Origin of the sequence: Rhizobium tropici CIAT 899, assembly GCF_000330885.1 — a bacterium.
Taxonomy (GTDB): Bacteria; Pseudomonadota; Alphaproteobacteria; order Rhizobiales; family Rhizobiaceae; genus Rhizobium; species Rhizobium tropici.
Genome location: NC_020059.1, coordinates 850,976 through 869,752, shown reverse-complemented (window position 1 = coordinate 869,752; position 18,777 = coordinate 850,976). Strand labels below are relative to the sequence as shown.

General features: G+C 59.4%; 23 protein-coding genes. 8 read left to right on the top strand and 15 right to left on the bottom strand.

All coding sequences use genetic code 11. From position 1 onward, the window contains the following. Window positions 1-40 precede the first annotated feature (40 nt). Together RTCIAT899_RS04210 and RTCIAT899_RS31835 are read left to right on the top strand one after the other, a co-directional pair. Window positions 41-325, top strand: a complete 285-nt coding sequence (locus RTCIAT899_RS04210; RefSeq protein WP_015338988.1) for a hypothetical protein — start codon at window positions 41-43, stop codon at window positions 323-325. A 15-nt stretch (window positions 326-340) separates the two neighbouring features. Beyond that, window positions 341-643 (top strand): type II toxin-antitoxin system RelE/ParE family toxin, encoded by a 303-nt coding sequence (locus RTCIAT899_RS31835; protein WP_081598362.1) that lies wholly within the window; start codon window positions 341-343, stop codon window positions 641-643. A 122-nt stretch (window positions 644-765) separates the two neighbouring features. Here RTCIAT899_RS31835 and RTCIAT899_RS04205 read toward each other — a convergent pair whose 3' ends face one another. The 4 genes from RTCIAT899_RS04205 to RTCIAT899_RS04190 all read right to left on the bottom strand — a co-directional run bounded on the left by RTCIAT899_RS04205 (window position 766) and on the right by RTCIAT899_RS04190 (window position 2,958). Next, window positions 766-957, bottom strand: coding sequence for a hypothetical protein (locus tag RTCIAT899_RS04205; RefSeq protein WP_015338987.1), 192 nt, complete (start codon window positions 955-957; stop codon window positions 766-768). Window positions 958-973: 16 nt separating this feature from the next. Then, the gene (locus RTCIAT899_RS04200; protein WP_041677247.1) at window positions 974-1,834 is read right to left on the bottom strand and encodes a S49 family peptidase; all 861 of its coding nucleotides are present in this window, start codon (window positions 1,832-1,834) and stop codon (window positions 974-976) included. A 108-nt stretch (window positions 1,835-1,942) separates the two neighbouring features. Then, entirely contained in the window at window positions 1,943-2,719 is a 777-nt protein-coding gene (locus RTCIAT899_RS04195) for a tRNA1(Val) (adenine(37)-N6)-methyltransferase (RefSeq protein WP_015338985.1), read from the bottom strand. An 8-nt stretch (window positions 2,720-2,727) separates the two neighbouring features. Next, a complete protein-coding gene (locus RTCIAT899_RS04190) occupies window positions 2,728-2,958 on the bottom strand; it encodes a putative signal transducing protein (RefSeq protein WP_015338984.1) in 231 nt (76 codons plus the stop codon). A 108-nt stretch (window positions 2,959-3,066) separates the two neighbouring features. On the opposite strand from RTCIAT899_RS04190, the gene RTCIAT899_RS04185 reads away from it, so the two are divergent. From RTCIAT899_RS04185 to moaB, 4 genes are all read left to right on the top strand, one after another. Then, complete coding sequence (locus RTCIAT899_RS04185; protein ID WP_015338983.1) at window positions 3,067-4,083, top strand: polyprenyl synthetase family protein; 1,017 nt, start codon at window positions 3,067-3,069, stop codon at window positions 4,081-4,083. Window positions 4,084-4,207: 124 nt separating this feature from the next. Then, entirely contained in the window at window positions 4,208-6,064 is a 1,857-nt protein-coding gene (locus RTCIAT899_RS04180) for a tetratricopeptide repeat protein (protein ID WP_041677814.1), read from the top strand. Between the two features lie 7 nt (window positions 6,065-6,071). Beyond that, on the top strand, window positions 6,072-6,986 hold the full coding sequence (locus RTCIAT899_RS04175; protein WP_041677246.1) for a 4-(cytidine 5'-diphospho)-2-C-methyl-D-erythritol kinase: 915 nt from the start codon (window positions 6,072-6,074) through the stop codon (window positions 6,984-6,986). Continuing rightward, window positions 6,986-7,540 (top strand): molybdenum cofactor biosynthesis protein B, encoded by a 555-nt coding sequence (moaB, locus tag RTCIAT899_RS04170; protein WP_015338980.1) that lies wholly within the window; start codon window positions 6,986-6,988, stop codon window positions 7,538-7,540. Before RTCIAT899_RS04175 ends, moaB begins: the two co-directional genes overlap by 1 nt. A 31-nt stretch (window positions 7,541-7,571) precedes the next feature. Here moaB and RTCIAT899_RS04165 read toward each other — a convergent pair whose 3' ends face one another. Further along, a complete protein-coding gene (locus tag RTCIAT899_RS04165; protein ID WP_015338979.1) occupies window positions 7,572-7,880 on the bottom strand; it encodes a hypothetical protein in 309 nt (102 codons plus the stop codon). A gap of 277 nt (window positions 7,881-8,157) precedes the next feature. Further along, the gene (locus RTCIAT899_RS04160; RefSeq protein WP_041677244.1) at window positions 8,158-8,676 is read right to left on the bottom strand and encodes a glycosyltransferase family 2 protein; all 519 of its coding nucleotides are present in this window, start codon (window positions 8,674-8,676) and stop codon (window positions 8,158-8,160) included. A 241-nt stretch (window positions 8,677-8,917) separates the two neighbouring features. Here RTCIAT899_RS04160 and RTCIAT899_RS04155 point away from each other — a divergent pair, with 241 nt between their 5' ends. Together RTCIAT899_RS04155 and RTCIAT899_RS04150 are read left to right on the top strand one after the other, a co-directional pair. Then, window positions 8,918-10,075, top strand: coding sequence for a PA0069 family radical SAM protein (locus RTCIAT899_RS04155; RefSeq protein ID WP_015338977.1), 1,158 nt, complete (start codon window positions 8,918-8,920; stop codon window positions 10,073-10,075). A 106-nt stretch (window positions 10,076-10,181) separates the two neighbouring features. Continuing rightward, the gene (locus RTCIAT899_RS04150) at window positions 10,182-10,841 is read left to right on the top strand and encodes a ribonuclease HII (RefSeq protein ID WP_041677813.1); all 660 of its coding nucleotides are present in this window, start codon (window positions 10,182-10,184) and stop codon (window positions 10,839-10,841) included. 3 nt (window positions 10,842-10,844) lie between these two features. Here RTCIAT899_RS04150 and RTCIAT899_RS04145 read toward each other — a convergent pair whose 3' ends face one another. The 9 genes from RTCIAT899_RS04145 to RTCIAT899_RS04105 form a co-directional block, all read right to left on the bottom strand. Further along, window positions 10,845-11,609 carry a phosphotransferase gene (locus RTCIAT899_RS04145; protein WP_015338975.1) on the bottom strand — a complete coding sequence of 255 codons (765 nt, stop codon included), beginning with the start codon at window positions 11,607-11,609 and terminating at the stop codon, window positions 10,845-10,847. A 121-nt stretch (window positions 11,610-11,730) separates the two neighbouring features. Then, the gene (locus tag RTCIAT899_RS04140; RefSeq protein ID WP_015338974.1) at window positions 11,731-12,222 is read right to left on the bottom strand and encodes a F0F1 ATP synthase subunit B; all 492 of its coding nucleotides are present in this window, start codon (window positions 12,220-12,222) and stop codon (window positions 11,731-11,733) included. 3 nt (window positions 12,223-12,225) lie between these two features. Then, window positions 12,226-12,819: a F0F1 ATP synthase subunit B gene (locus RTCIAT899_RS04135; RefSeq protein WP_015338973.1), complete on the bottom strand. Its 594-nt coding sequence runs from the start codon at window positions 12,817-12,819 to the stop codon at window positions 12,226-12,228. Between the two features lie 78 nt (window positions 12,820-12,897). After that, window positions 12,898-13,125 carry a F0F1 ATP synthase subunit C gene (locus RTCIAT899_RS04130; protein ID WP_015338972.1) on the bottom strand — a complete coding sequence of 76 codons (228 nt, stop codon included), beginning with the start codon at window positions 13,123-13,125 and terminating at the stop codon, window positions 12,898-12,900. A gap of 66 nt (window positions 13,126-13,191) precedes the next feature. Next, entirely contained in the window at window positions 13,192-13,944 is a 753-nt protein-coding gene (locus tag RTCIAT899_RS04125; RefSeq protein ID WP_015338971.1) for a F0F1 ATP synthase subunit A, read from the bottom strand. A gap of 78 nt (window positions 13,945-14,022) precedes the next feature. Further along, window positions 14,023-14,367 (bottom strand): AtpZ/AtpI family protein, encoded by a 345-nt coding sequence (locus RTCIAT899_RS04120; protein WP_015338970.1) that lies wholly within the window; start codon window positions 14,365-14,367, stop codon window positions 14,023-14,025. Between the two features lie 313 nt (window positions 14,368-14,680). Next, window positions 14,681-15,859 carry a cell wall hydrolase gene (locus RTCIAT899_RS04115; RefSeq protein ID WP_015338969.1) on the bottom strand — a complete coding sequence of 393 codons (1,179 nt, stop codon included), beginning with the start codon at window positions 15,857-15,859 and terminating at the stop codon, window positions 14,681-14,683. Window positions 15,860-16,043: 184 nt separating this feature from the next. Continuing rightward, on the bottom strand, window positions 16,044-16,772 hold the full coding sequence (locus RTCIAT899_RS04110) for a hypothetical protein (RefSeq protein WP_015338968.1): 729 nt from the start codon (window positions 16,770-16,772) through the stop codon (window positions 16,044-16,046). Window positions 16,773-16,904: 132 nt separating this feature from the next. Next, window positions 16,905-18,770, bottom strand: coding sequence for a potassium transporter Kup (locus RTCIAT899_RS04105; protein ID WP_015338967.1), 1,866 nt, complete (start codon window positions 18,768-18,770; stop codon window positions 16,905-16,907). Window positions 18,771-18,777: the final 7 nt, after the last annotated feature.

Sequence of the window (18,777 nt, the reverse complement as noted above, 5' to 3'; positions counted from 1 at the left end):
AGATAGCGCTATGCGTCTCCACGCGCTCCTGGAGAAGACAATGAACGTCAAAACCGAAATCACACTGTCTGAGCGCCATCTCCGTCTCGCGGAAAAGATGGTCGAAGAAGGCGCATTTCCGTCTATTTCCCGCCTTGTTGAAGCGGCCATCGAGCAGATTGACCAGGTCACACATCATGACACCGCGACCGATGATGTGGTGACCGGCATGGCGGATGAAATTCGCCAGCGTATGGAATTGCCTGATGATCAGTGGCTCCCTTGGGACGGCAAGGAAGTTGCGTCCAGAGTGAAAGATCGGCTGCGCCAGAAATACGCCAAGTAAGTCAGCCCATGTGCGATAACCGAGCATCCGCTTGTCGAAAGCGATCTCTTCGACATCGTCGATTTCATTTCCAACGATGCGGGTGTCGAAGTCGGCCTGGCCAAGGCTGATGAAATCACAGATTTCATCGATAGGCTCGCCGACTTTCCACATATAGGCACAGTGCGCACCGATATCGGGCCAAAGCTGAGAGCAATTCCCGCTTCAGAAAAGGCGGTCGTATGCTTCACAGTGGATGATGCGACCCATGTCGTCCACATTATCTGCATTAGCTACGCGGGAGCGGATTGGATGTCACGGGCGAAAAAGCGACGCTGATATCCGAGTGATGGCTACGCATATTGGCTTCATCGCGATCAAATTTCCAATTGGCGGGAAACTTCAATCCGACGACTTCACTTTCCCCAAAGTCAGTTGGCGCCGCTCTGCTTCGTCCATGCTTATTCATCCTTCCGCTTCACATAATACTCGCCGGTCTTCGGGTCCTTGACCAGCGTTCCCATGGCGCCGGTACGGCGTTCCGTTTCGGCGCGGCGGGATTTTTCGGCGAGCCGCTGGGCATCGCGGACGAAACGCCGATACAGGAACCAGATCCCGCCGACGGCGATGATGAAGAAGATGATCCGGGACATTAGCCAGCGCTCCCGCCTACAATCCGTACCGGCCCCACAATGCCTTTTCCTCTGCCGCTTCCGCAAGCCCGGATGCAATCCCGGCGCCGAGGCCATCCATGCCGCCAAGCGAAATGCCCGGAGCCTTGCGGCCGAAAAGGCTGCGCGGCGTGGTGATCAGCGTTGGCTTGGCCTTGTCGCCGAAGCGCTTCCTCAATTCCTGACGCATGTCTCCCAGGCCGTCGATCAGGCCAAGCTCCAGCCCGCGGCTGCCGGTCCAGAACAGGCCGGAGAATACCGTTTCGTCCGCCGAGAGCTTTCCCGTGCGACGCTCGAGCACCATGTCGATGAAGACCTTGTGGATTTCGAGCTGCAGGCTTTTCAGATATTCGATGTCCTTTTCCTTCTCCGGCTGGAACGGATCGAGGATCACCTTGTTCGCACCGGCTGTGTAGACGCGGCGCTCGACACCGATCTTCTTCAACAACTCCGGAAAACCGAACCCGCCGGAGACGACGCCGATCGAACCGACGATCGAGGTGGCATCGGCAATGATCTCGTCCCCCGCCAGGGCGATCATATAGCCACCGGATGCGGCAACGTCCTCAACGAAGACCAGAACCTTCTTATCTTTCTCAGCGGCCAGATCGCGGATGCGATTGTAAATCATTCGGGACTGCACCGGAGAGCCGCCCGGCGAATTGACGATAATGGCGACAGCCGGCGCCGTCTTCACGTTGAAGGCCTTTTCAAGCGCCTGCGAAACGCCGGCGAGATTAAGCGATTGCCGCAGCGGACCACCACCGGAAGAGATGACGCCGCTCAGACGGACGACGGGGACGATCACCTCCTCCTTGCGGAAGCGCTTCGGAAGCATGCGTCTCAAGAACCCAACCATTCGTCATCCCTGAATCATGATGTTTGCTGCCCGTGATGTATGCACGGAAACGACAAACGCAATATTGCGGATCGTATTTGATGCCCTGATGCTGAGCGCGCCGAATGGCTAGCGGCGCGGATACGACGTGCGGCCGTTGTTCATATCATCGACGAAATCGGTGAATTTATGCGTTCCCTCGCCATGCATGATCAGAGGCGCCCGAAGCGCCAGTCTGGCCCTCGAACCCTTGATTGCCGTCACCAGAATGCGCACCGCACTCTCACCCTCGCGGGGATGGATCGGCGTGATTTCAATGCCGCCGAAGCGGCGGCCGCAGGCGGCGATGATCTCGCCGATCGATTCTGGCCGCGCGATCAGCGAGAGCTGGCCGCCCGGTATCATGATCGCGCCTGCCGTGCGGATCCACCGTTCGAACAGCCCGTCGGTCATGGCATGCGCTTCGGCCTTCAGCGCGTCCGGTGTCAACCTGTCACTGGCATCGTTGAAGGGCGGGTTCATGATGACGTGATGGAAGCTGTCGTCGACGAGACCCGCTTCGTTGCGATCCTTGCCGGTCAGCGTCACATCGGCTTCGATGACCGAGACGCGGTTGGCAAAACGCGCATTTTCCGGCAGCAGGAGGCTCTTGCGGGCGAACTCGGCCATATCGGACGAGCGCTCGAACAGCACGACCTCCGCCCGGTCGAGTCTCGAGACTACGGCCATTCCGGCTGCTCCGGCGCCCGCACCGAGATCCGCCACCCGGATCGTACGCTCATCTGCGACAAGCGCTGCAAGCAGCATGGCATCCATGCCGGAGCGGTGCCCCCTGCCCTTCGGCTGCACGACATGGAAGGCGCCGCGGTGGAAAGCATCGATGGTTTCAGAGGGGCTTTCAGTCATGGCGAACCTCAGGAACGGGCCGGGCGCAACTCGTCGCCGAGGCCGGCATCGATCAGGATACGCCGGGCCAGATCGGCACGCTCTTCCTCCACCAGAAAGCGGCGCGGCAGCATCCCGAGGGAGCCTTCCAGAATGCTCATGGCCTGGTCCGCAATGAAGCAATGAATTCCCGCATCCTTCATCAGGCTCTCTGCGAATGAGAGAAGGACCGGGTCATTGGTACGGATCAACTCGTGCATAGGCCTTAGAATTCCTGTCAAATTTACGCGACGAGACAATTCGCCTCTTGCCGCCCGTTTCGCCCCTTCTTATTGTGGTTTGCAGGAAATGAACAGGAGTCCGGATCGTTGGGCGTCGTGATACCGCTGGAAGAAAGCAAGAATAAACTGGCATCCATCAAGCCGTTGGTGGACCTGACCAAGGCGGATATGGAACGCGTCAATCAGCTCATCCTGTCCAAGGCCGGCTCTGATGTGCAGATGATCCCGGAGGTTGCAGAGCACCTCATTTCCTCTGGCGGCAAGCGTTTGCGGCCGATGCTGACCATCGCGTCTGCCGCTCTTTACAGCTATCAGGGCGACAATCACATCAAACTCGCGACATCGGTCGAATTCCTGCATACGGCGACGCTGCTGCATGACGATGTGGTCGATGAAAGCGATCTGCGTCGCGGCAGGTCCACCGCCCGGATGATCTGGGGCAATCAGGCAAGCGTGCTGGTTGGGGATTTCCTGCTCGGCCAAGCTTTCCGCATGATGGTGGAAGTCGGCTCGCTCGAAGCGCTCGACGTACTCTCCTCGGCAGCCTGCGTCATCGCTGAAGGCGAGGTGCTGCAGCTTTCCGTTTCCAAGAACATGGAGACGACGGAAGACGATTATCTCTCGGTCATCCGCGCCAAGACCGCAGCGCTCTTTGCCGCCGCGGCTGAAGTCGGTCCGATCGTCGCCAATGCTGGCAAGGCTGAACGCAATGCGCTGAAGTCCTACGGCACCAATCTCGGCCTCGCCTTCCAGCTCGTCGACGATGCGCTCGACTACGGCGGCAAGGCCGCCGATCTCGGCAAGAATGTCGGCGACGATTTCCGCGAAGGCAAGATCACGCTGCCGGTGATTCTCGCCTATCGCCGCGGTACGGAGAAGGAGCGCGCCTTCTGGCGCGAGGCCATCGAAACCGGCAACAACAGTGACGAGAATCTCGAGAAGGCTCTCGGCCTGATCACGAAATATGGCGCGCTGGCCGACACAATTGCCCGTGCCGTCCATTACGGCACCATCGCGCGCGACGCCCTGGCACCCCTGCCGGAAACGCCTTGGAAATCGGCACTTCTGGAAGTGATCGATTTCTGCATCGAACGCGTTAATTGATGGCGGCTGCCTGAATTTGTTGCAGGGCCGCTTCAAAAAAGCCATCCTGTTGTGAATCAGTTGACACGAACGCTTTATGCCGCCGGCGGTCTTCGCCGGCTGTCCCTTGATGAAAGGCTTTCTAATGCGGCAGAGACTTGCCATCCGTTTCCTCTCGGGCGTAGCCTTGGCGGCGGTCCTTTCGGTGTCCGCCCTGAATGTCGCGCGCGCCGATGATACGCCGGCGGCAGCGCCGGAGGCCAGCGCCGCGGTCGCCTTCGATACGGATAGTGTCGATACCTTCGCAGGCGCGTTCCTTGCCGCCCGTACCGCCGATGTCGATCACGACTACAATACTGCCATCGCGCTCTACAAAAAGGCGCTGATGATCGACCCGAGCAATCCGGAAATCCGCCAGCGGCTGATGATCTCGCTGTTGCTGAACGGCAATCTGGAAGAAGGCGTCAAATACGCCAACGAGCTGAAGAGCGACCCTTCCGTCGAACGCGTGACCACCATCGTGCGCGGCATGGATGCCATCCGTCGTCACGAATACCGTACCGCCCAGGAAATCCTCAAATATAGCGGTCCGAACGATCTCGACCGGATGATGACCAATCTGCTCGCCGCCTGGGCTCGCGCCGGATCCGGCCGCGGCAAGGAAGCGATCTCGATGATCGACAAGATGAAGGGCCCGGATTGGTTCAACATCTTCAAGAACTATCATGCCGGCGCCATTGCACTGACGATGGGCGACCTGAAATCGGCACGCTCGCATCTCAACGACGCGATCCTCGACAAGACCGGCGGAGCGACGGCTCCCGATACATTCATGCGCGCCGTCATGGCGCTCGCGCGCCTCGAAGCCAAGGCCGGCGATAAGCAGAAGGCTCTGGATGCAATCTCTGTCGGCGACAATCTCGTCAGCAATTATGCTCCGTTGAATGCGCTGCGCGACAGCATCAGCAAGGGTGATACGCCGGACCAGCAGGTCACCAATGCCAGCGAGGGTGCGGCCGCCGTTCTCTTCACCATCGGTGCCGCGCTGAACCGCGACGGGGCCGAGGATGTCGTCTCGCTCTATCTGCAGATTGCCAATTCTCTCGACCCCAAAGCGGCCGATACGCTGGTGCTGCTCGGCGGGCTGGCCGAAAAGCAGGAGCAGACCGATCGTGCGATCGGCTTCTACAAGAAGGTGCCCGATAACTCGCCGATGGCTCGCATCTCCGAGCTGCAGCTAGGCCTCGCACTCGCCCAGGCAGGTAAAGTCGACGATGCACGCAAGCATCTGAAGGCGCTGATCGATTCCGATCCCAACGATGTCCGCAGCTATCTCGCCTATGGCAGCGTCCTTTCGGATGCCAAGGACTTCCAGGCCATGGCCGACAATTACGACAAGGCAGTACAGATCATCGGCCCCGTGCCGAAGCGCAGCGACTGGGCGGTGTTCTTCCAGCGCGGCATTGCCTTTGAGCGGCTGAAGAAGTGGGCGGATGCCGAGCCGAACTTCAAGAAGGCCCTTGAGCTCAATCCGGATCAGCCGCAAGTGCTGAACTATCTCGGCTATTCCTGGGTCGACATGAACATGAATCTCGACCAGGGTCTGGACATGATCAAGAAGGCCGTCGATCTGAGGCCGGACGACGGCTACATCGTCGATTCGCTTGGCTGGGCCTATTTCCGCCTCAACCGCTTCGACGATGCCGTAAGCGAACTGGAGCGGGCGGCACAGCTCAAGGCGGGCGATCCGACGATCAACGACCACCTCGGTGACGCCTACTGGCGCGTCAACCGCAAGCTCGAAGCCGTCTATCAGTGGAACCGAGCGCTCGCCTCGAAGCCGGAAGAGGCCGATATTCCGAAGATCAAGGAGAAGGTCGAAAAGGGCTTGCCGCCGCTCGACAACGATCCGAAGACCGTCGACAAGAGCAAGCAGCCCGATCCGGCGCCGGCCCCCTCGCCCGACACGAACGCTCCGGCGCCGGTCGACAAGAAGTCCTAAGACTTCCATGAGCACGATCTTGGCAGCGGGTGATTTCGACCTTACGGAAGAAGCGCCCGCAAAGATTAATCTTGCGCTACACGTCACCGGCCGTCGCGCCGATGGCTATCATCTGCTGGACATGCTCGTCAGCTTTGCCCGCCACGGCGATCGTCTTTTCTTTCGCGCAAGTGCGGATGACGATTTCAGCCTTTCGGGACGGTTCGGCACGTTGCTTTCGGCCGATGCCGAGGCTGGCGACAATCTCGTGCTCAAGGCGCGCGATCTCTTGCGCCAGGCAGCCAATTCATCCGGTCTCGATACTCCCGCCGTCCATATTCATCTGGAAAAAAACCTGCCGATCGCATCGGGCATCGGCGGCGGTTCGGCGGATGCGGCGGCGGCATTGCGTGGGCTCATGCGGCTCTGGCGCCTCAGCCTGCCTGAAGGCACCCTCAAAACGATCGCCCTGAAGCTTGGCGCCGATGTGCCGATGTGTCTTTCGAGCCGACCGCTGATTGCGCGTGGAATTGGCGAGGCGATAGGTTTGCTGCCGTCCTTTCCTTCTTTTCCGATGGTTCTCGGCAATCCGCTCGTCGGCGTCTCCACGCCCGACGTGTTCCGCCAATTGTCGCGCAAGGATAATCCGCCATTGCTGCTTCCGTCGCAAATGCCGCAGGGTCAAGGCGAATGGATCGACACGATCAAGGCCCTGCGCAACGATCTCGAACCGCCGGCGCGCTCGATCTGCGGCGAGATTGGCGTGCTTTCCGGACTGATCGAAAGCGAATCCCCAATCCTGACGCGCATGTCCGGCTCGGGCGCCACCTGTTTCGGCATCTTCGCCGATGCCGAACGGGCGAAGAAAGCCGCCGCCTCGCTTCACAGGCAGAGACCGGACTGGTATTTCCAGGTAACGGAGACGATCGCGGGAGAGGCATGATGGCAGGTCCGGTCAACGAAAGATCCTTTATTCCCATCGGCATCGCAGTATTGACCGTTTCCGATACGCGCACGCTCGCCGACGACAAATCCGGCGATACGCTGGTTGCCCGCATTGCGGAGGCGGGCCACAGGCTTGCTGCCCGCGCCATCGTTCCGGATGACAAGGAGCGCATCCGCGCGCAGGTGGAAGTCTGGACCAAGGATGATACCGTCGATGTCGTCATCACCACCGGCGGCACGGGCTTTACTGGCCGCGACGTCACGCCCGAGGCGTTGGAGCCTTTGTTTGAGAAGCGGATGGATGGGTTTTCGGAAGTCTTCCATCGCATCTCCTATGACAAGATCGGCACGGCGACCATCCAGTCGCGGGCGACAGGCGGTGTGGCCAATGCCACCTTCATCTTCGTGTTGCCGGGCTCTCCCGGTGCCTGCAAGGATGCCTGGGACGGCATCTTGAAGGCGCAGCTCGACTATCGCCACATGCCCTGCAATTTCGTGGAGATCATGCCGCGCCTCGACGAGCATCTGAAGCGCGGCGCCGGCTCGAGATAGGTCTTCTACTCGCTGCGATATGGCGTGGCGGTCATGCCTTCGGCAGGACAGGAATTGATTCCCAGGAATCGCCGCTGAGTATGATGCAGCTCCGGCCGGATACGTCGCTCATCAGCAGTGTCCAGTTGCCGCCCTCAGCAGCATAGATCTCAACGATCGTGCTCTGATCGAGCTTGCCGACAGCCGAAAGCTTTTCCGAAAGATGGTCGCCAAGAAACGCGACGATATCGACGCGCTTGGCACAGGCCAAGGTTACCTGAGCGGCGGCATTGCCGGGGAAAAGAATTGCACTTGCAACGAAGAGGGTTGCCATGAGGCGGTAGAGCATCGTGCGTTTCATAACGCACCTCCTTTCGCCGAAATCCCGGCGAAAAAGGAGAATTCCGCTGACCAATTCCGCCTGATATCGGCATCTTCATGGTCGGTCACCAACGCGACACGCGTAAGGTGCCGCCACACACGAATTATCGCAGCTATTCCCGCGTTTACAAATGGAATCTGCGGAACGCTAGAGCAGTTCCAGCAAAATTGCGAAGCGGTTTTGCGTCCGGAGCTGCGTAAAAACAAGAAGATAGAGCGTTTTCGCGATCCGAAGAAAAGCGGAAATGCTCTAGGCCCTATCGCGCCGCGCGCGCCACCCAGGAGGGAATAAGTTCGCTTGAAAGCCTGCGGCCCTTCTGGCCCTTGGCAAATTCCGCGAGCTGCATGCCCGACCTGGCGATCGCGATGGCCTGGTGCTTCGAAAGCAGCAGGCCCAATTCCAATGGCGGCGAACGGCGGCCGATCCGCTTCAGAAAGGGGCGCCGATAGCCGCGCGACGCGGTAAACCGCGCCGGGCCTTTGTTCAGGGAGACATATTCGGCGACCTCGTCGATCCAGCCCGCTTGCGGCCGCGCGCCCGGCTCGACCAGCAACAGCCATTCGCCGCGCGCCGCCCGCAATATGTCCTTGATATCCCACTGCGAGTAAAAGCGGCAGCCGGCAGCATCCGCCACTTTCGATGTGCCATCACTCGAACCGTGATCGAGCACGACCACGTCGCTGACCAGCCCCTCGACCGCGCCTGCCACCAATGCCGCCAATGTCTGCGCCAGCTCGGGTTCGTGATCCTGGCATTCGATGATGACCGTCAACATTGCCCATTTATAGAGCGGCGCACAATTTATTGCCAGCACCCAACCTTCGGCTCCAAACGTTTAAGAAAAGCATCATATGCCGCCGGAAACTTTCGGCGCCGGTATCGCCTAATACCTCCTCTCAACGAGGTGGAAAATGGTGATTTCGGATTTTTGTTCTTGCAATGTTCTCATTTGTCGGATAGGAATTTAATCATCTTAGACGCGGCATGCGATGGCATGAGCCGCCCTGGAGCTACCGATGAACGAGCAGTCCCTTGCAGGGCAGGCCGCTTTCGCGCCCGCCAATACGGCAGATGTTGCCAATGCTTTGATCGCCGATGCCGGTCTCAGGGTCGACGTCGAGCGTCGGCGCGGACGCGGCGCCGGATTGAACCCGAGCGGCCGGTTCGAGCCGCAGCGGCGCGAGGCTTTCGACGACGGCTGGCAGAGCTGGGAAGAGCTGCCGCCTTTCAAAACCGAAGTGCAAGTGGAGAAGCCGCGCACGGCCATTACCCGTAACGAATCGCCCGACATACCCTTCGATCGATCGATTAACCCTTATCGCGGCTGCGAGCACGGCTGCATCTACTGCTTCGCGCGGCCGACACATGCCTATATGGGCCTGTCAGCGGGGCTGGATTTCGAATCGAAGCTATTTGCCAAGCCGGATGCGGCCAAGCTGCTGGAACGCGAACTGGCAAAGCCGGGCTACAAGCCGCGTGTCATCGCCATAGGGACGAATACCGATCCCTACCAGCCGATCGAGAAGGAATGGCGGATCATGCGCCAGATTCTCGAAGTCCTGAACCGGGCGAACCATCCCGTTGCTATCGTCACAAAATCGGCGCTGGTCATGCGCGATATCGATATTCTAAAGGAGATGGCCGCCAAGAACCTAGTGCGGGTGGGAATATCGGTGACGACGCTCGACCGCAAGCTCGCGCGCACCATGGAGCCCCGGGCGGCGACGCCGCCACGGCGGCTGGAGGCGATCCAGGCTTTGAACGAGGCCGGCATTCGCACCGCGATCATGGTGGCGCCGATTATCCCTGCCCTCAACGATCACGAAATCGAGCGCATTCTCGATGCGGGCAAGGCGGCCGGCGCGCAGGAGGCAAGCTATGTCATTTTGCGGCTGCCGTTGGAGGTGAGCCCGCTCTTTCGCGATTGGCTGCTGCAGCATTATCCGGATCGCTATCGCCACGTCATGTCACTGATCCGTTCGATGCGCGGCGGCAAGGATTACGATGCGGAGTTCGGCAAGCGCATGAAGGGCGCCGGGCCTTATGCCTGGCAGATCAGCCGCCGCTTCGAAATGGCGACGCGCCGGCTCGAGCTTACGCGCCGCAATATCGCTTTGCGCGACGATCTGTTCGTGCCGCCAGACGGCAGCGGCGTGCAACTGTCGCTGCTTTGATATTCCTTGCGGGTTTTCCCTGACCCCGCTGGAAAAGTCCCCCGGGTTCGCCGCCCTGATCCACCGGGGGCTTGCAGGAGATCGGGTGGTGTGCGAGCTTCGCCGCATGACACGCAGCACATCACCCGATTCTCCAATGCTTTTCGAGGAAGCCGCGCTCGTTCCCACGTTTGAGCTGGAGCTGATTGCGCGCCGGGCCGGCCATTGGCCGGTTGCCGGAGCCGATGAGGCAGGCCGAGGCCCGCTTGCCGGACCGGTGGTCGCCGCCGCCGTCATTCTAGACGCTGAGCGTATTCCCGCTGGGCTCAACGATTCCAAACAGCTGACCGCGGCCAGACGTGAAGAGCTGTTCGTGGAGATTCTCGCAACAGCAACGGTCTCTATCGCCTCGTCGAGTGCCGGTCGTATCGACACGACCGATATCCGCAAGGCAAGCCTCGATGCGATGCGCCGCGCCATTTGCGGACTTGCCGTGCCGGCAAGCTATGTGCTGACCGACGGGCTCGATGTGCCAGCCGGGCTTGCATGCCCGGGAAAGGCCGTCGTCAAGGGAGACGCGCGCTCATTCTCCATCGCTGCCGCATCGATCGTCGCCAAAGTGACCCGCGACCGGATGATGGCGCGCGCGGGCATTGTCTTTCCAGCCTATGGTTTTGCAGCCCATGCCGGCTATGGCACTCCTCAGCATCGCGCTGGCATCGAGGAGCATGGTCCCTGCCCGCTGCACCGCATGAGCTTCCGCCCGCTGCGCAAAGAGGCCGTTTGAAACTCAGCCCGTCAGTCCGGCGACGATTTCAGTCGAGCATTTTCTGATATAGGCGATGTCTTCCCTGTAGATGCGATCATGTCCTTCCTGGAGATTCCGGCGATATCTCTCAATGCCGCGGGCAGCTTCCCGTTCCATGAAAGCCAATAGCGCCTCAAGCCGCTCGACGATGACGTCAGGCAATGAGCTGCGCTCGTTAACGGACAGGCCATAGGCATCGATAAAGATACGGGTGCGACCGACTTGGGCGGCAAGAGTGTCCATTCCCTTGATAGCGACGCCAGAGGACAGCGGCGCCCAGCGATAGACGGCATAGGCCAGATCCCACATTCGCGGACCGGGATGCGCAGCCTCGAAATCGATGATACCGCTCACTTCGCCATCATTCAGGACGACATTGTAAGGGGCAAAATCCCCATGGCAGATGACCTCGCAAGGCGAGCGGGCCGGCAGTTGCCATGCGTGGCTGGCCGCGAGGCTTTTTGCGAACAGGGCGGAGCAATCGTGATAGCGACGCAGTAGCGATGCAGCCGACCGCAGCGCCTTTTCGCCGCGCATAGCGGCGTGGCCATCGAGATCGCCGGTATCTCCGGGCAGATAGGTTACCCGCTCCCAGACCTCGTCATATCCAGCCGGATGCGGAGCTGCATCAAAACCATCCCGATGTAGCGCAGCCAGCAAGGCGTGGACGCCCGGCGTCCAGCTGGCCGCCGGTCTCACGATGAGATCGTCTTGACGAAACGGTCCGCCGCCAGTCGTTGACTGCATCCACTCTCCCCTCATGCAGCGATCTTGCCTCCCGTTGCGGCAATGATCAATCATGACTGAGCATGAAACAAAAAAAGCCCCGCAGAAGCAGGGCCCTTTCGAGTTTCGATGTTCGCGGCGCTTAGTTCAGCCGCGTCTTCACTTCCTTCACGGCGTCGCTGAAGAGGCCGGACTGGACGTTGCCATCGGCCTTCTTGGCAAGCACCGATTCAGCAGCGGCGATTGCCAGATCGACGGCAGCGGAGCGGACCGCCTTCATCGCATCGGCTTCGGCCTGCTTGATCTTCTGCTCGGACAGAGCCGTGCGGTTGGCGACGAATTCCTCGGTCTTCTTGCGAGCCTCGGTCGTCAGCATTTCCGCTTCGCGCTCGGCTGCGGCAACGATATGTGCTGCTTCAGCCTCGGCTTCCTTGCGCTTGCGCTGATATTCGGCCAGCAGGTGCTGGGCCTCTTCGCGCAGGCGCTTGGCTTCGGCCAGCTCGTTGCGGATCTGATCGGCGCGGTCGTCCAGCGACTTCGCCATCATGCCCGGAACCTTGAGGTAAACGATCAGGCCGAGGAAGATGAGAAGGCTGACAAACGCGAAGAAGGTGTTGTCGAAAGAAAATTCCATGGATCAGCCCTCCTGCTTTGCGGCAGCGGCTGCAACCGCAGAGGCGACATCGGCCTTGCCGGCGACATTGCCGACCAACTGCTCGACGACAGCACCGGCCGTCTCTTCGGCAATTGCACCAACATCACCGAAGGCTTTCGCCTTGATTTCAGCAATGCGGCCTTCTGCGGCCTTTAGCTTCTCAGCCAGACTCGCCTCGATTGCCTTGCGATCCTCTTCGGCCTTAGCCTTGGCGGCATCGCGAGCGGTGGCGCCGATGGAATTTGCCTTGGCGCGCGCAGCGGCCAATTCGCTTTCATAGGTCGCGACGGCGGCGTCTGCTTCAGCCTTCAGGCGCGAGGCTTCCTCGATATCCTGGGCGATCCGGTCGTGCCGGCTTTCCAGAATGGTGCCGACGCGCGGAATAACGATCTTCTGCATGGCCACGTAGAAGATGACGAAGGTGATCACCAGCCAAAGCAGCTGTGATGGATACGTCGTATGGTCAAACGGCGGGAATACGCCGCCGTGATGGCCTTCATTCGGCGCACCCGTCTCCGTGTGCACCGCTCCGGCGGCCGGCGGTGCTTCTTCAGCATATGCCGGGGTCACAAACATGCTCACCTCCAGGTGGTCTGCAAATGCAAAGAATCACGGCTCGCTGCTCGCGAACCGTGATCTATGACGCCGCTGATATCAGACGGCGAAGAGCAGGAGGAGAGCGACGAGCAGCGAGAAGATGCCCAGAGCTTCCGTAACGGCGAAGCCGAATACCAGACGGCCGAACTGGCTGTCAGCAGCCGACGGGTTGCGCAGTGCGCCGGACAGGTAGCTGCCGAAGATATTGCCGAGGCCAAGAGCCGTGCCGGCCATACCAAAGCAAGCCAAACCTGCGCCGATGAACTTTGCTGCTTCCGCGTCCATGTTGAACTCCTTTGAAATGGTTGTGCGGTGAATGACTGACGCCACTAGACGCCAATGTCTTTATCCTTAGTGGCCGCCCGGATGGATTGCGTCGTTGAGGTACATGCAAGTCAGCACCGCAAAGACGTAAGCCTGAAGGAAGGCGACAAGGAACTCGAGACCGGTGAGGGCGACGGTCATGATAAGAGGAAGAACTGCTCCGCCGATACCAAGCGCGCCGAGGGCTCCGAGCGAGGCGACAAAGCCTGCGAACACCTTGAGCGTGATATGACCGGCCAGCATGTTGGCGAAAAGACGAACAGAGAGTGAAACCGGACGGGAGAGGAACGAGATGATCTCGATCGCCACCACCAGCGGCAAGAGAACTCCGGGAACACCCTCAGGAACGAAAATCTTGAAGAAGCCGAAACCATGCTTGATCAAGCCGTAGAAAATAACGGTGAAGATGACGAGCAGTGCGAGCGCCAGCGTGACGATGATCTGGCTGGTGACGGTGTAGAAGTAAGGAACGAGGCCGAGCAGGTTCGCCGTGAGGACGAACATGAAGAGAGAGAAGACCAGCGGGAAGAATTTCATTCCCTTCGTCCCCGCCCCCTCTTTCAACATCGAGGCGATGAACTCATAGGCCATTTCCGCAACGGACTGCGAGCGCGTCGGGACAACGGCGCGCGGCGCGCTGGCAAAATACAGAAAGCCCGCGGACAGCACTGCCGAGGCAACCATGAACAGCGAAGCATTGGTGAACGAAAAATCAATTCCACCGACATCGATCGGGATAATCTTAAAGATCAGGAACTGATGGGTAGGATCGTTTGCCACCGCTTGTTCTCTTTCATTATTCCGCTCCACCGAGCGGATGCTTCTTATCTGGAAACAACGCCGCTGCGTCGCTTCCGCTCATTTCTTACCGGGCTCACGTCCCTGCGGCTCCGGTGTCACCACCTTGCCTGCAGAGCGCAGCACATTCAGCACGCCGGCACAGAATCCGAGAAGCAGCAAAATAATCATGCCCCACGGCGTCGTACCGAGAAAACGGTCCAGGACATAGCCCAGAACGGCTCCAACGATGATTGCAGCAATGAACTCACTGGAAAGCTTCATCGCCTGAGCATAACCCTTACGGCTCTCCTCGGCGCGAACCTCCCCGCGTTCACCCTCTCTCACCGCAGCGCGCTTGTTCGCCAATTCGGCTCCCAGCTGCGCCCGCCGCTGTTCCAGACCCTCGTCGCGGTCATCCGTCATGGTGGCATCCTCCCCATTATTCGTTGCGCGTAATCCCTGTACCCCGGTCAACGCGTAAACGAACAGCAGGTTTCGCCACCTTTCGGCCCGTTTTGAAGTCGCGCGCAACATAGTTTTAGGAAAAAGCATAGTCAAGGCGTAGACACCATCTGTCCAGCCATAAATTAGCCCAATTAAATCATGAGTTTAGAGCGAAAGAGCCATATTGACCGAAAACTGAGCGGAAGAATCCTCTTCAGCCCATGCTTTCCTGCGGCTTTTTTGCCCACGAATGCCGCTCTTCTCGGGCCATCGAGGTTTGGAACCAGCAGCCTCAGCTCCAGCCTCCGCCATAGGTCCTATAGAAGATGTGCATGCCGATACGGCCGACCTTCACCATTTCGGCTGCCCATTTCGGCCGGACATAGACGGCGTGATAATGCGTAGCGGAGCCGACTTCCGGCAGCCAGATCTTGCCGGCGGTGACCGCCATGGCGACCTGGCGGGCAATACGCCAGTGTTCTGGCGAATTGACGCGCTCCTTGACGTTGTCACAGGCGAAGGAGAACTGGCAGGCGTTCGTCCAATCCTCATTCTGATAGACGACGCCGCAGATGGTCTTCGGATAGGCGGGGTTGCGGACACGGTTGAGGATGACCTGGGCAACCGCCGCCTGCCCTTTCACGGACTCGCCGCGCGCCTCGAAATAGATGCCGGTGGCAAGGCATTGCTGCTCGTCGGATGAAAAGACCGATGGCGGCAGGACATTCGCGGCCCAAGCATGATCCTTCGGGCCGATCTGCGGCACGAAACGCCCCTCGTCGTCCTGATCCTTGGCGAGAATAGAATCGAAGGGCGAGACACGGGCATAGTCCGGCGCCGGCGAGGCATAGGCGGCGGCCAGAACATCGGCATTCTGGTTGGTGACCAGATTGGCGATATAGGCCGGCACGCTGTCGTCCAGCTTCGGCGGCTCCTTCTTGTAGAAAGCGGTCGCAATCTGGATTTCCTTGCCGCCGAGCTTCGGCTTCAGGAATGCCGTGCGCTCGCCGGTTGCCGGTTCCGGCCGAAGCAGCAGGCTTTGACGCTGGAGCACCGAGCCTGCGGAAAAATCCTTCGGCGGCAGCATCGGCGTGATGGCCACAACTCTGCCCTTCTTGTCCTGCCGGTTGATGCGGTCCTCATCGGGCCGGGGATCGCTGCCCTTGGCTTCGGATTGGAATGCGACGCGCCGTCCATCCGGCAATATCAGACCGCCGTCCCCAACGGCAGACGACGCCATGGCATCGCCAAAGGCCAGCTCCGCCTGATGGGTGGAGCCGGCCGGCGAGTCTGTCATCACCATGCGCCAGTTGGCACCTTCCCTATCGATCCCGGCAAGCAGGCCGGCAAGATCGCCATAGGCTGCCGTCGATGGAAAAATAAGCCAGGCGCAAAGCCCGAAGACGGCTGGAGAGGTCCAATTTTGTGGCAGGAACCGCGACTTGCGGCTGACATAACGCGAGCGAGACAACACCGGACTCCAAACGGCACTCGAAACCAGGAGCCGGAATAATCTCCCATTAACCTTGATGGATGGTTAATTCGGGCAATTCTATGGTTATGCGTACGCGAGCAACATCATGATGGCGTGACGCTGCACAATTCGTCGAAATTTAACTTATGAACCCTTGCCTTCCTGAGACCAAATTGGTTCCTCACGTGAAAACGGTTAGCAACTCCTGAGAAGGGGACCCAATGTTTTCCGCTTCCATATATCGGCGCGCGAGCGCGACCGACACATAAGTCCACCCGACAGCCTGCAGTACGCTTGACGCCGAACTGAAGACTATAGCTGGGGCGCTCAAGCCACCACTTTCAAGCAAGTTCAATCCGCTCACCATAGACACAGCCATCGAGGCACCCAACGAGATAATGATGGGAATACAAATTCCAGCCAGGACGTGCGCACCGGTCGAAAAGAATCGAGGCCAGCCTCTGCGGAAAGCATCGGCCAAGCTCTTGTTGACCCCGTGGATCGTAGCTGGAAGCCAGGTTCCGAGCAAAGAGAGAACGATGGTGAATGAGACAATGAAACTGGATATTAACGAGAGCGTAAAATACGGGCTGCTCTTCCCATTCCTAGGAAAAATAAGAATGAGAGATCCCACCATGATAGCAATGCCTAATAAAAACAGAACGCCAGTTTTCAGCATATAGCGGCCAAAATGAAGCTTGTTCTGCTTAGCGGCGGCGGTAAAATTCAGATTACTAAGAACGGAATTCTGCACGTTAAGACCGAGCGCCGCCAACAGCGTAATGCCAACCACACCCGACGCATTTTTACCGGAAGATTCACCCAGAAATTCCAATCCAACCCAGCATATGCAGAATACGGCATAGAGCGCCAAATTGGTCCGTATGACCCAAAAGGTTTGCTTGAACATTCTTGATCCTCAAAGGATAAGCGCCAATTCCCCTATAAATTGAAATATAGTCGTTGTTAGTGACGCAAGGAAAAACTGAAGAGGCCCGGTAGATATCCACCGGACCTTAAAAGCATGACAGTTGCGCCTGGATCAGATGATGACGTGCGAGCCCAGTTCCACCACGCGGTTGGCAGGTAAGCGGAAGTAGTCAGAGGGATCGGTCGCGGCATTGGCGAGAGCGATATAGAGCCGGTCCTGCCAGTGCGGCATGCCGGATTTCGCATCCGGCACCAGCTTGCGGCGGCCGAGATAGAAGGAGGTCGACATGATGTCGAACTTCAGGCCGGTCTTTCGCAGGGTCGCGAGCGCCTGCGAGACATTCTGCGATTCCATGAAGCCGAAGCGCAGCTCGACGCGTGAGAAACGGTCCGAAACCTTCTCGACGGTATAACGATCCTCCTGGGCGACGCGCGGCTTGTTGATGGTGCGGATCGTCAGGATGACGTTCTTGTCGTGCAGAACGTGGTTGTGCTTCAGATTGTGCAGCAGCGCGGCGGGCGCGGATTCCGGATCGCTCGTGAGGAAGATCGCGGTACCGGGCACATGCGCCGGCGAGTGATCGCTCTTGCGCTCGATCGAGCTGACGAAGGACGAAAGCGGGATATCGGTATGGCGTGTCTTTTCCATAAGGATCGCGGTGCCGCGGCGCCAGGTCCACATGATGACAGTGAAGGCCGTTGCGATCATCACCGGCACGTAGCCGCCATCGTGGATCTTAAGGAGGTTCGCGCCCAGGAAGACGAATTCCAGCAGCAAGAGCGGCGTGAGCACGGCAACCGCCATCGGCAGCGTCCAGTTCCAGCGGACCCGGACGAATTCAAATGCCATGATCGAGGTGACGACCATCGCGCCGGTCACTGAGATGCCATAGGCGGTCGCCAGCGCATCCGAGGTCTTGAAGGCCAGCACCAGGAAGATGACGCCGAAGAACAGGACCGTGTTGACCGACGGCAGGAATATCTGCCCGGTATTGGTCTCGGAGGTGAAGAGGATTTCCATGCGCGGCAGGAAGCCGAGGTGAATCGCCTGGCGGGTCAGCGAGAAAGCACCCGTGATGACGGCCTGGCTGGCGATGATCGTCGCCATCGTCGCAAGAATGACCACCGGCAGGATCGCCCAGTGCGGAAACATCAGGAAGAACGGGTCAGACATGGCCATGGGATCGCGCAGCACCAGCGCGCCCTGACCGAAGTAGTTCAGCGTCAGCGACGGAAACACCAGCACGAACCAGGCCCACTGGATCGGGCGGCGGCCGAAATGGCCGAGGTCGGCATAGAGCGCTTCCGCGCCCGTCACCGTCAGGAACACGGCACCGAGAACGACGACGCCGAGGAAGCCCTCGCGCATCAGAAAGGTCACCGCATACCAGGGATTGAGCGCTGCCAGAATGCTGTAATCATCAGAAATGTGCATGATGCCGACAAGACCCATGACGATGAACCACAGCGCGGTGATCGGGCCGAAGAAACGGGCGACGGCACCGGTACCATGCGACTGGATCGCAAAAAGCAATGCCAGAATGGCCACCGATATCGGCACGATATAATCCGACAATTGCGGGGTCACGAGCTTCAGACCTTCGACGGCCGAAAGGACCGAAAGCGCCGGCGTAATCATCGCGTCGCCAAGGAAAAGCGCAGCACCCAGCAATCCCAGCAACATCAGGATGGCGGTATGGCCGTTCGCCGTCTTCATCAACAGCGCCAGGAGCGAGAGCGTGCCGCCTTCGCCGTCATTGTCCGCGCGGAGCAGAAAAAGGACATATTTGATCGTGACGATGATCGTCAGCGTCCAGAACATCAGCGAGACGACGCTGATGACTTCGCCGCGCGTCAGGCCGTCCGCGGCCACCGGCTTCAATGCTTCGCGAAAGGCATAGAGCGGGCTCGTACCGATATCGCCATAAACAACGCCGACCGAACCGAGGGCGAGGTAGGCGAGCTTGCGAGCGTCCATTTTCCCG

Excerpts from the sequence above, each read along its gene's own strand:
- RTCIAT899_RS04205 (WP_015338987.1), bottom strand. The coding sequence starts at position 957 with ATGTCCCGGATCATCTTCTTCATCATCGCCGTCGGCGGGATCTGGTTC.
- RTCIAT899_RS04200 (WP_041677247.1), bottom strand. The coding sequence starts at position 1,834 with ATGGTTGGGTTCTTGAGACGCATGCTTCCGAAGCGCTTCCGCAAGGAG.
- RTCIAT899_RS04150 (WP_041677813.1), top strand. The coding sequence starts at position 10,182 with ATGACACGCAGCACATCACCCGATTCTCCAATGCTTTTCGAGGAAGCC.
- RTCIAT899_RS04155 (WP_015338977.1), top strand. The coding sequence starts at position 8,918 with ATGAACGAGCAGTCCCTTGCAGGGCAGGCCGCTTTCGCGCCCGCCAAT.
- RTCIAT899_RS04145 (WP_015338975.1), bottom strand. The coding sequence starts at position 11,609 with ATGCAGTCAACGACTGGCGGCGGACCGTTTCGTCAAGACGATCTCATC.
- RTCIAT899_RS04160 (WP_041677244.1), bottom strand. The coding sequence starts at position 8,676 with ATGTTGACGGTCATCATCGAATGCCAGGATCACGAACCCGAGCTGGCG.
- RTCIAT899_RS04190 (WP_015338984.1), bottom strand. The coding sequence starts at position 2,958 with ATGCACGAGTTGATCCGTACCAATGACCCGGTCCTTCTCTCATTCGCA.
- RTCIAT899_RS04105 (WP_015338967.1), bottom strand. The coding sequence starts at position 18,770 with ATGGACGCTCGCAAGCTCGCCTACCTCGCCCTCGGTTCGGTCGGCGTT.
- RTCIAT899_RS04180 (WP_041677814.1), top strand. The coding sequence starts at position 4,208 with ATGCGGCAGAGACTTGCCATCCGTTTCCTCTCGGGCGTAGCCTTGGCG.
- RTCIAT899_RS04195 (WP_015338985.1), bottom strand. The coding sequence starts at position 2,719 with ATGACTGAAAGCCCCTCTGAAACCATCGATGCTTTCCACCGCGGCGCC.
- RTCIAT899_RS04130 (WP_015338972.1), bottom strand. The coding sequence starts at position 13,125 with ATGGACGCGGAAGCAGCAAAGTTCATCGGCGCAGGTTTGGCTTGCTTT.
- RTCIAT899_RS04210 (WP_015338988.1), top strand. The coding sequence starts at position 41 with ATGAACGTCAAAACCGAAATCACACTGTCTGAGCGCCATCTCCGTCTC.
- RTCIAT899_RS04135 (WP_015338973.1), bottom strand. The coding sequence starts at position 12,819 with ATGTTTGTGACCCCGGCATATGCTGAAGAAGCACCGCCGGCCGCCGGA.
- RTCIAT899_RS04120 (WP_015338970.1), bottom strand. The coding sequence starts at position 14,367 with ATGACGGATGACCGCGACGAGGGTCTGGAACAGCGGCGGGCGCAGCTG.
- RTCIAT899_RS04110 (WP_015338968.1), bottom strand. The coding sequence starts at position 16,772 with ATGTTCAAGCAAACCTTTTGGGTCATACGGACCAATTTGGCGCTCTAT.
- moaB (WP_015338980.1), top strand. The coding sequence starts at position 6,986 with ATGGCAGGTCCGGTCAACGAAAGATCCTTTATTCCCATCGGCATCGCA.
- RTCIAT899_RS04165 (WP_015338979.1), bottom strand. The coding sequence starts at position 7,880 with ATGAAACGCACGATGCTCTACCGCCTCATGGCAACCCTCTTCGTTGCA.
- RTCIAT899_RS04175 (WP_041677246.1), top strand. The coding sequence starts at position 6,072 with ATGAGCACGATCTTGGCAGCGGGTGATTTCGACCTTACGGAAGAAGCG.
- RTCIAT899_RS04140 (WP_015338974.1), bottom strand. The coding sequence starts at position 12,222 with ATGGAATTTTCTTTCGACAACACCTTCTTCGCGTTTGTCAGCCTTCTC.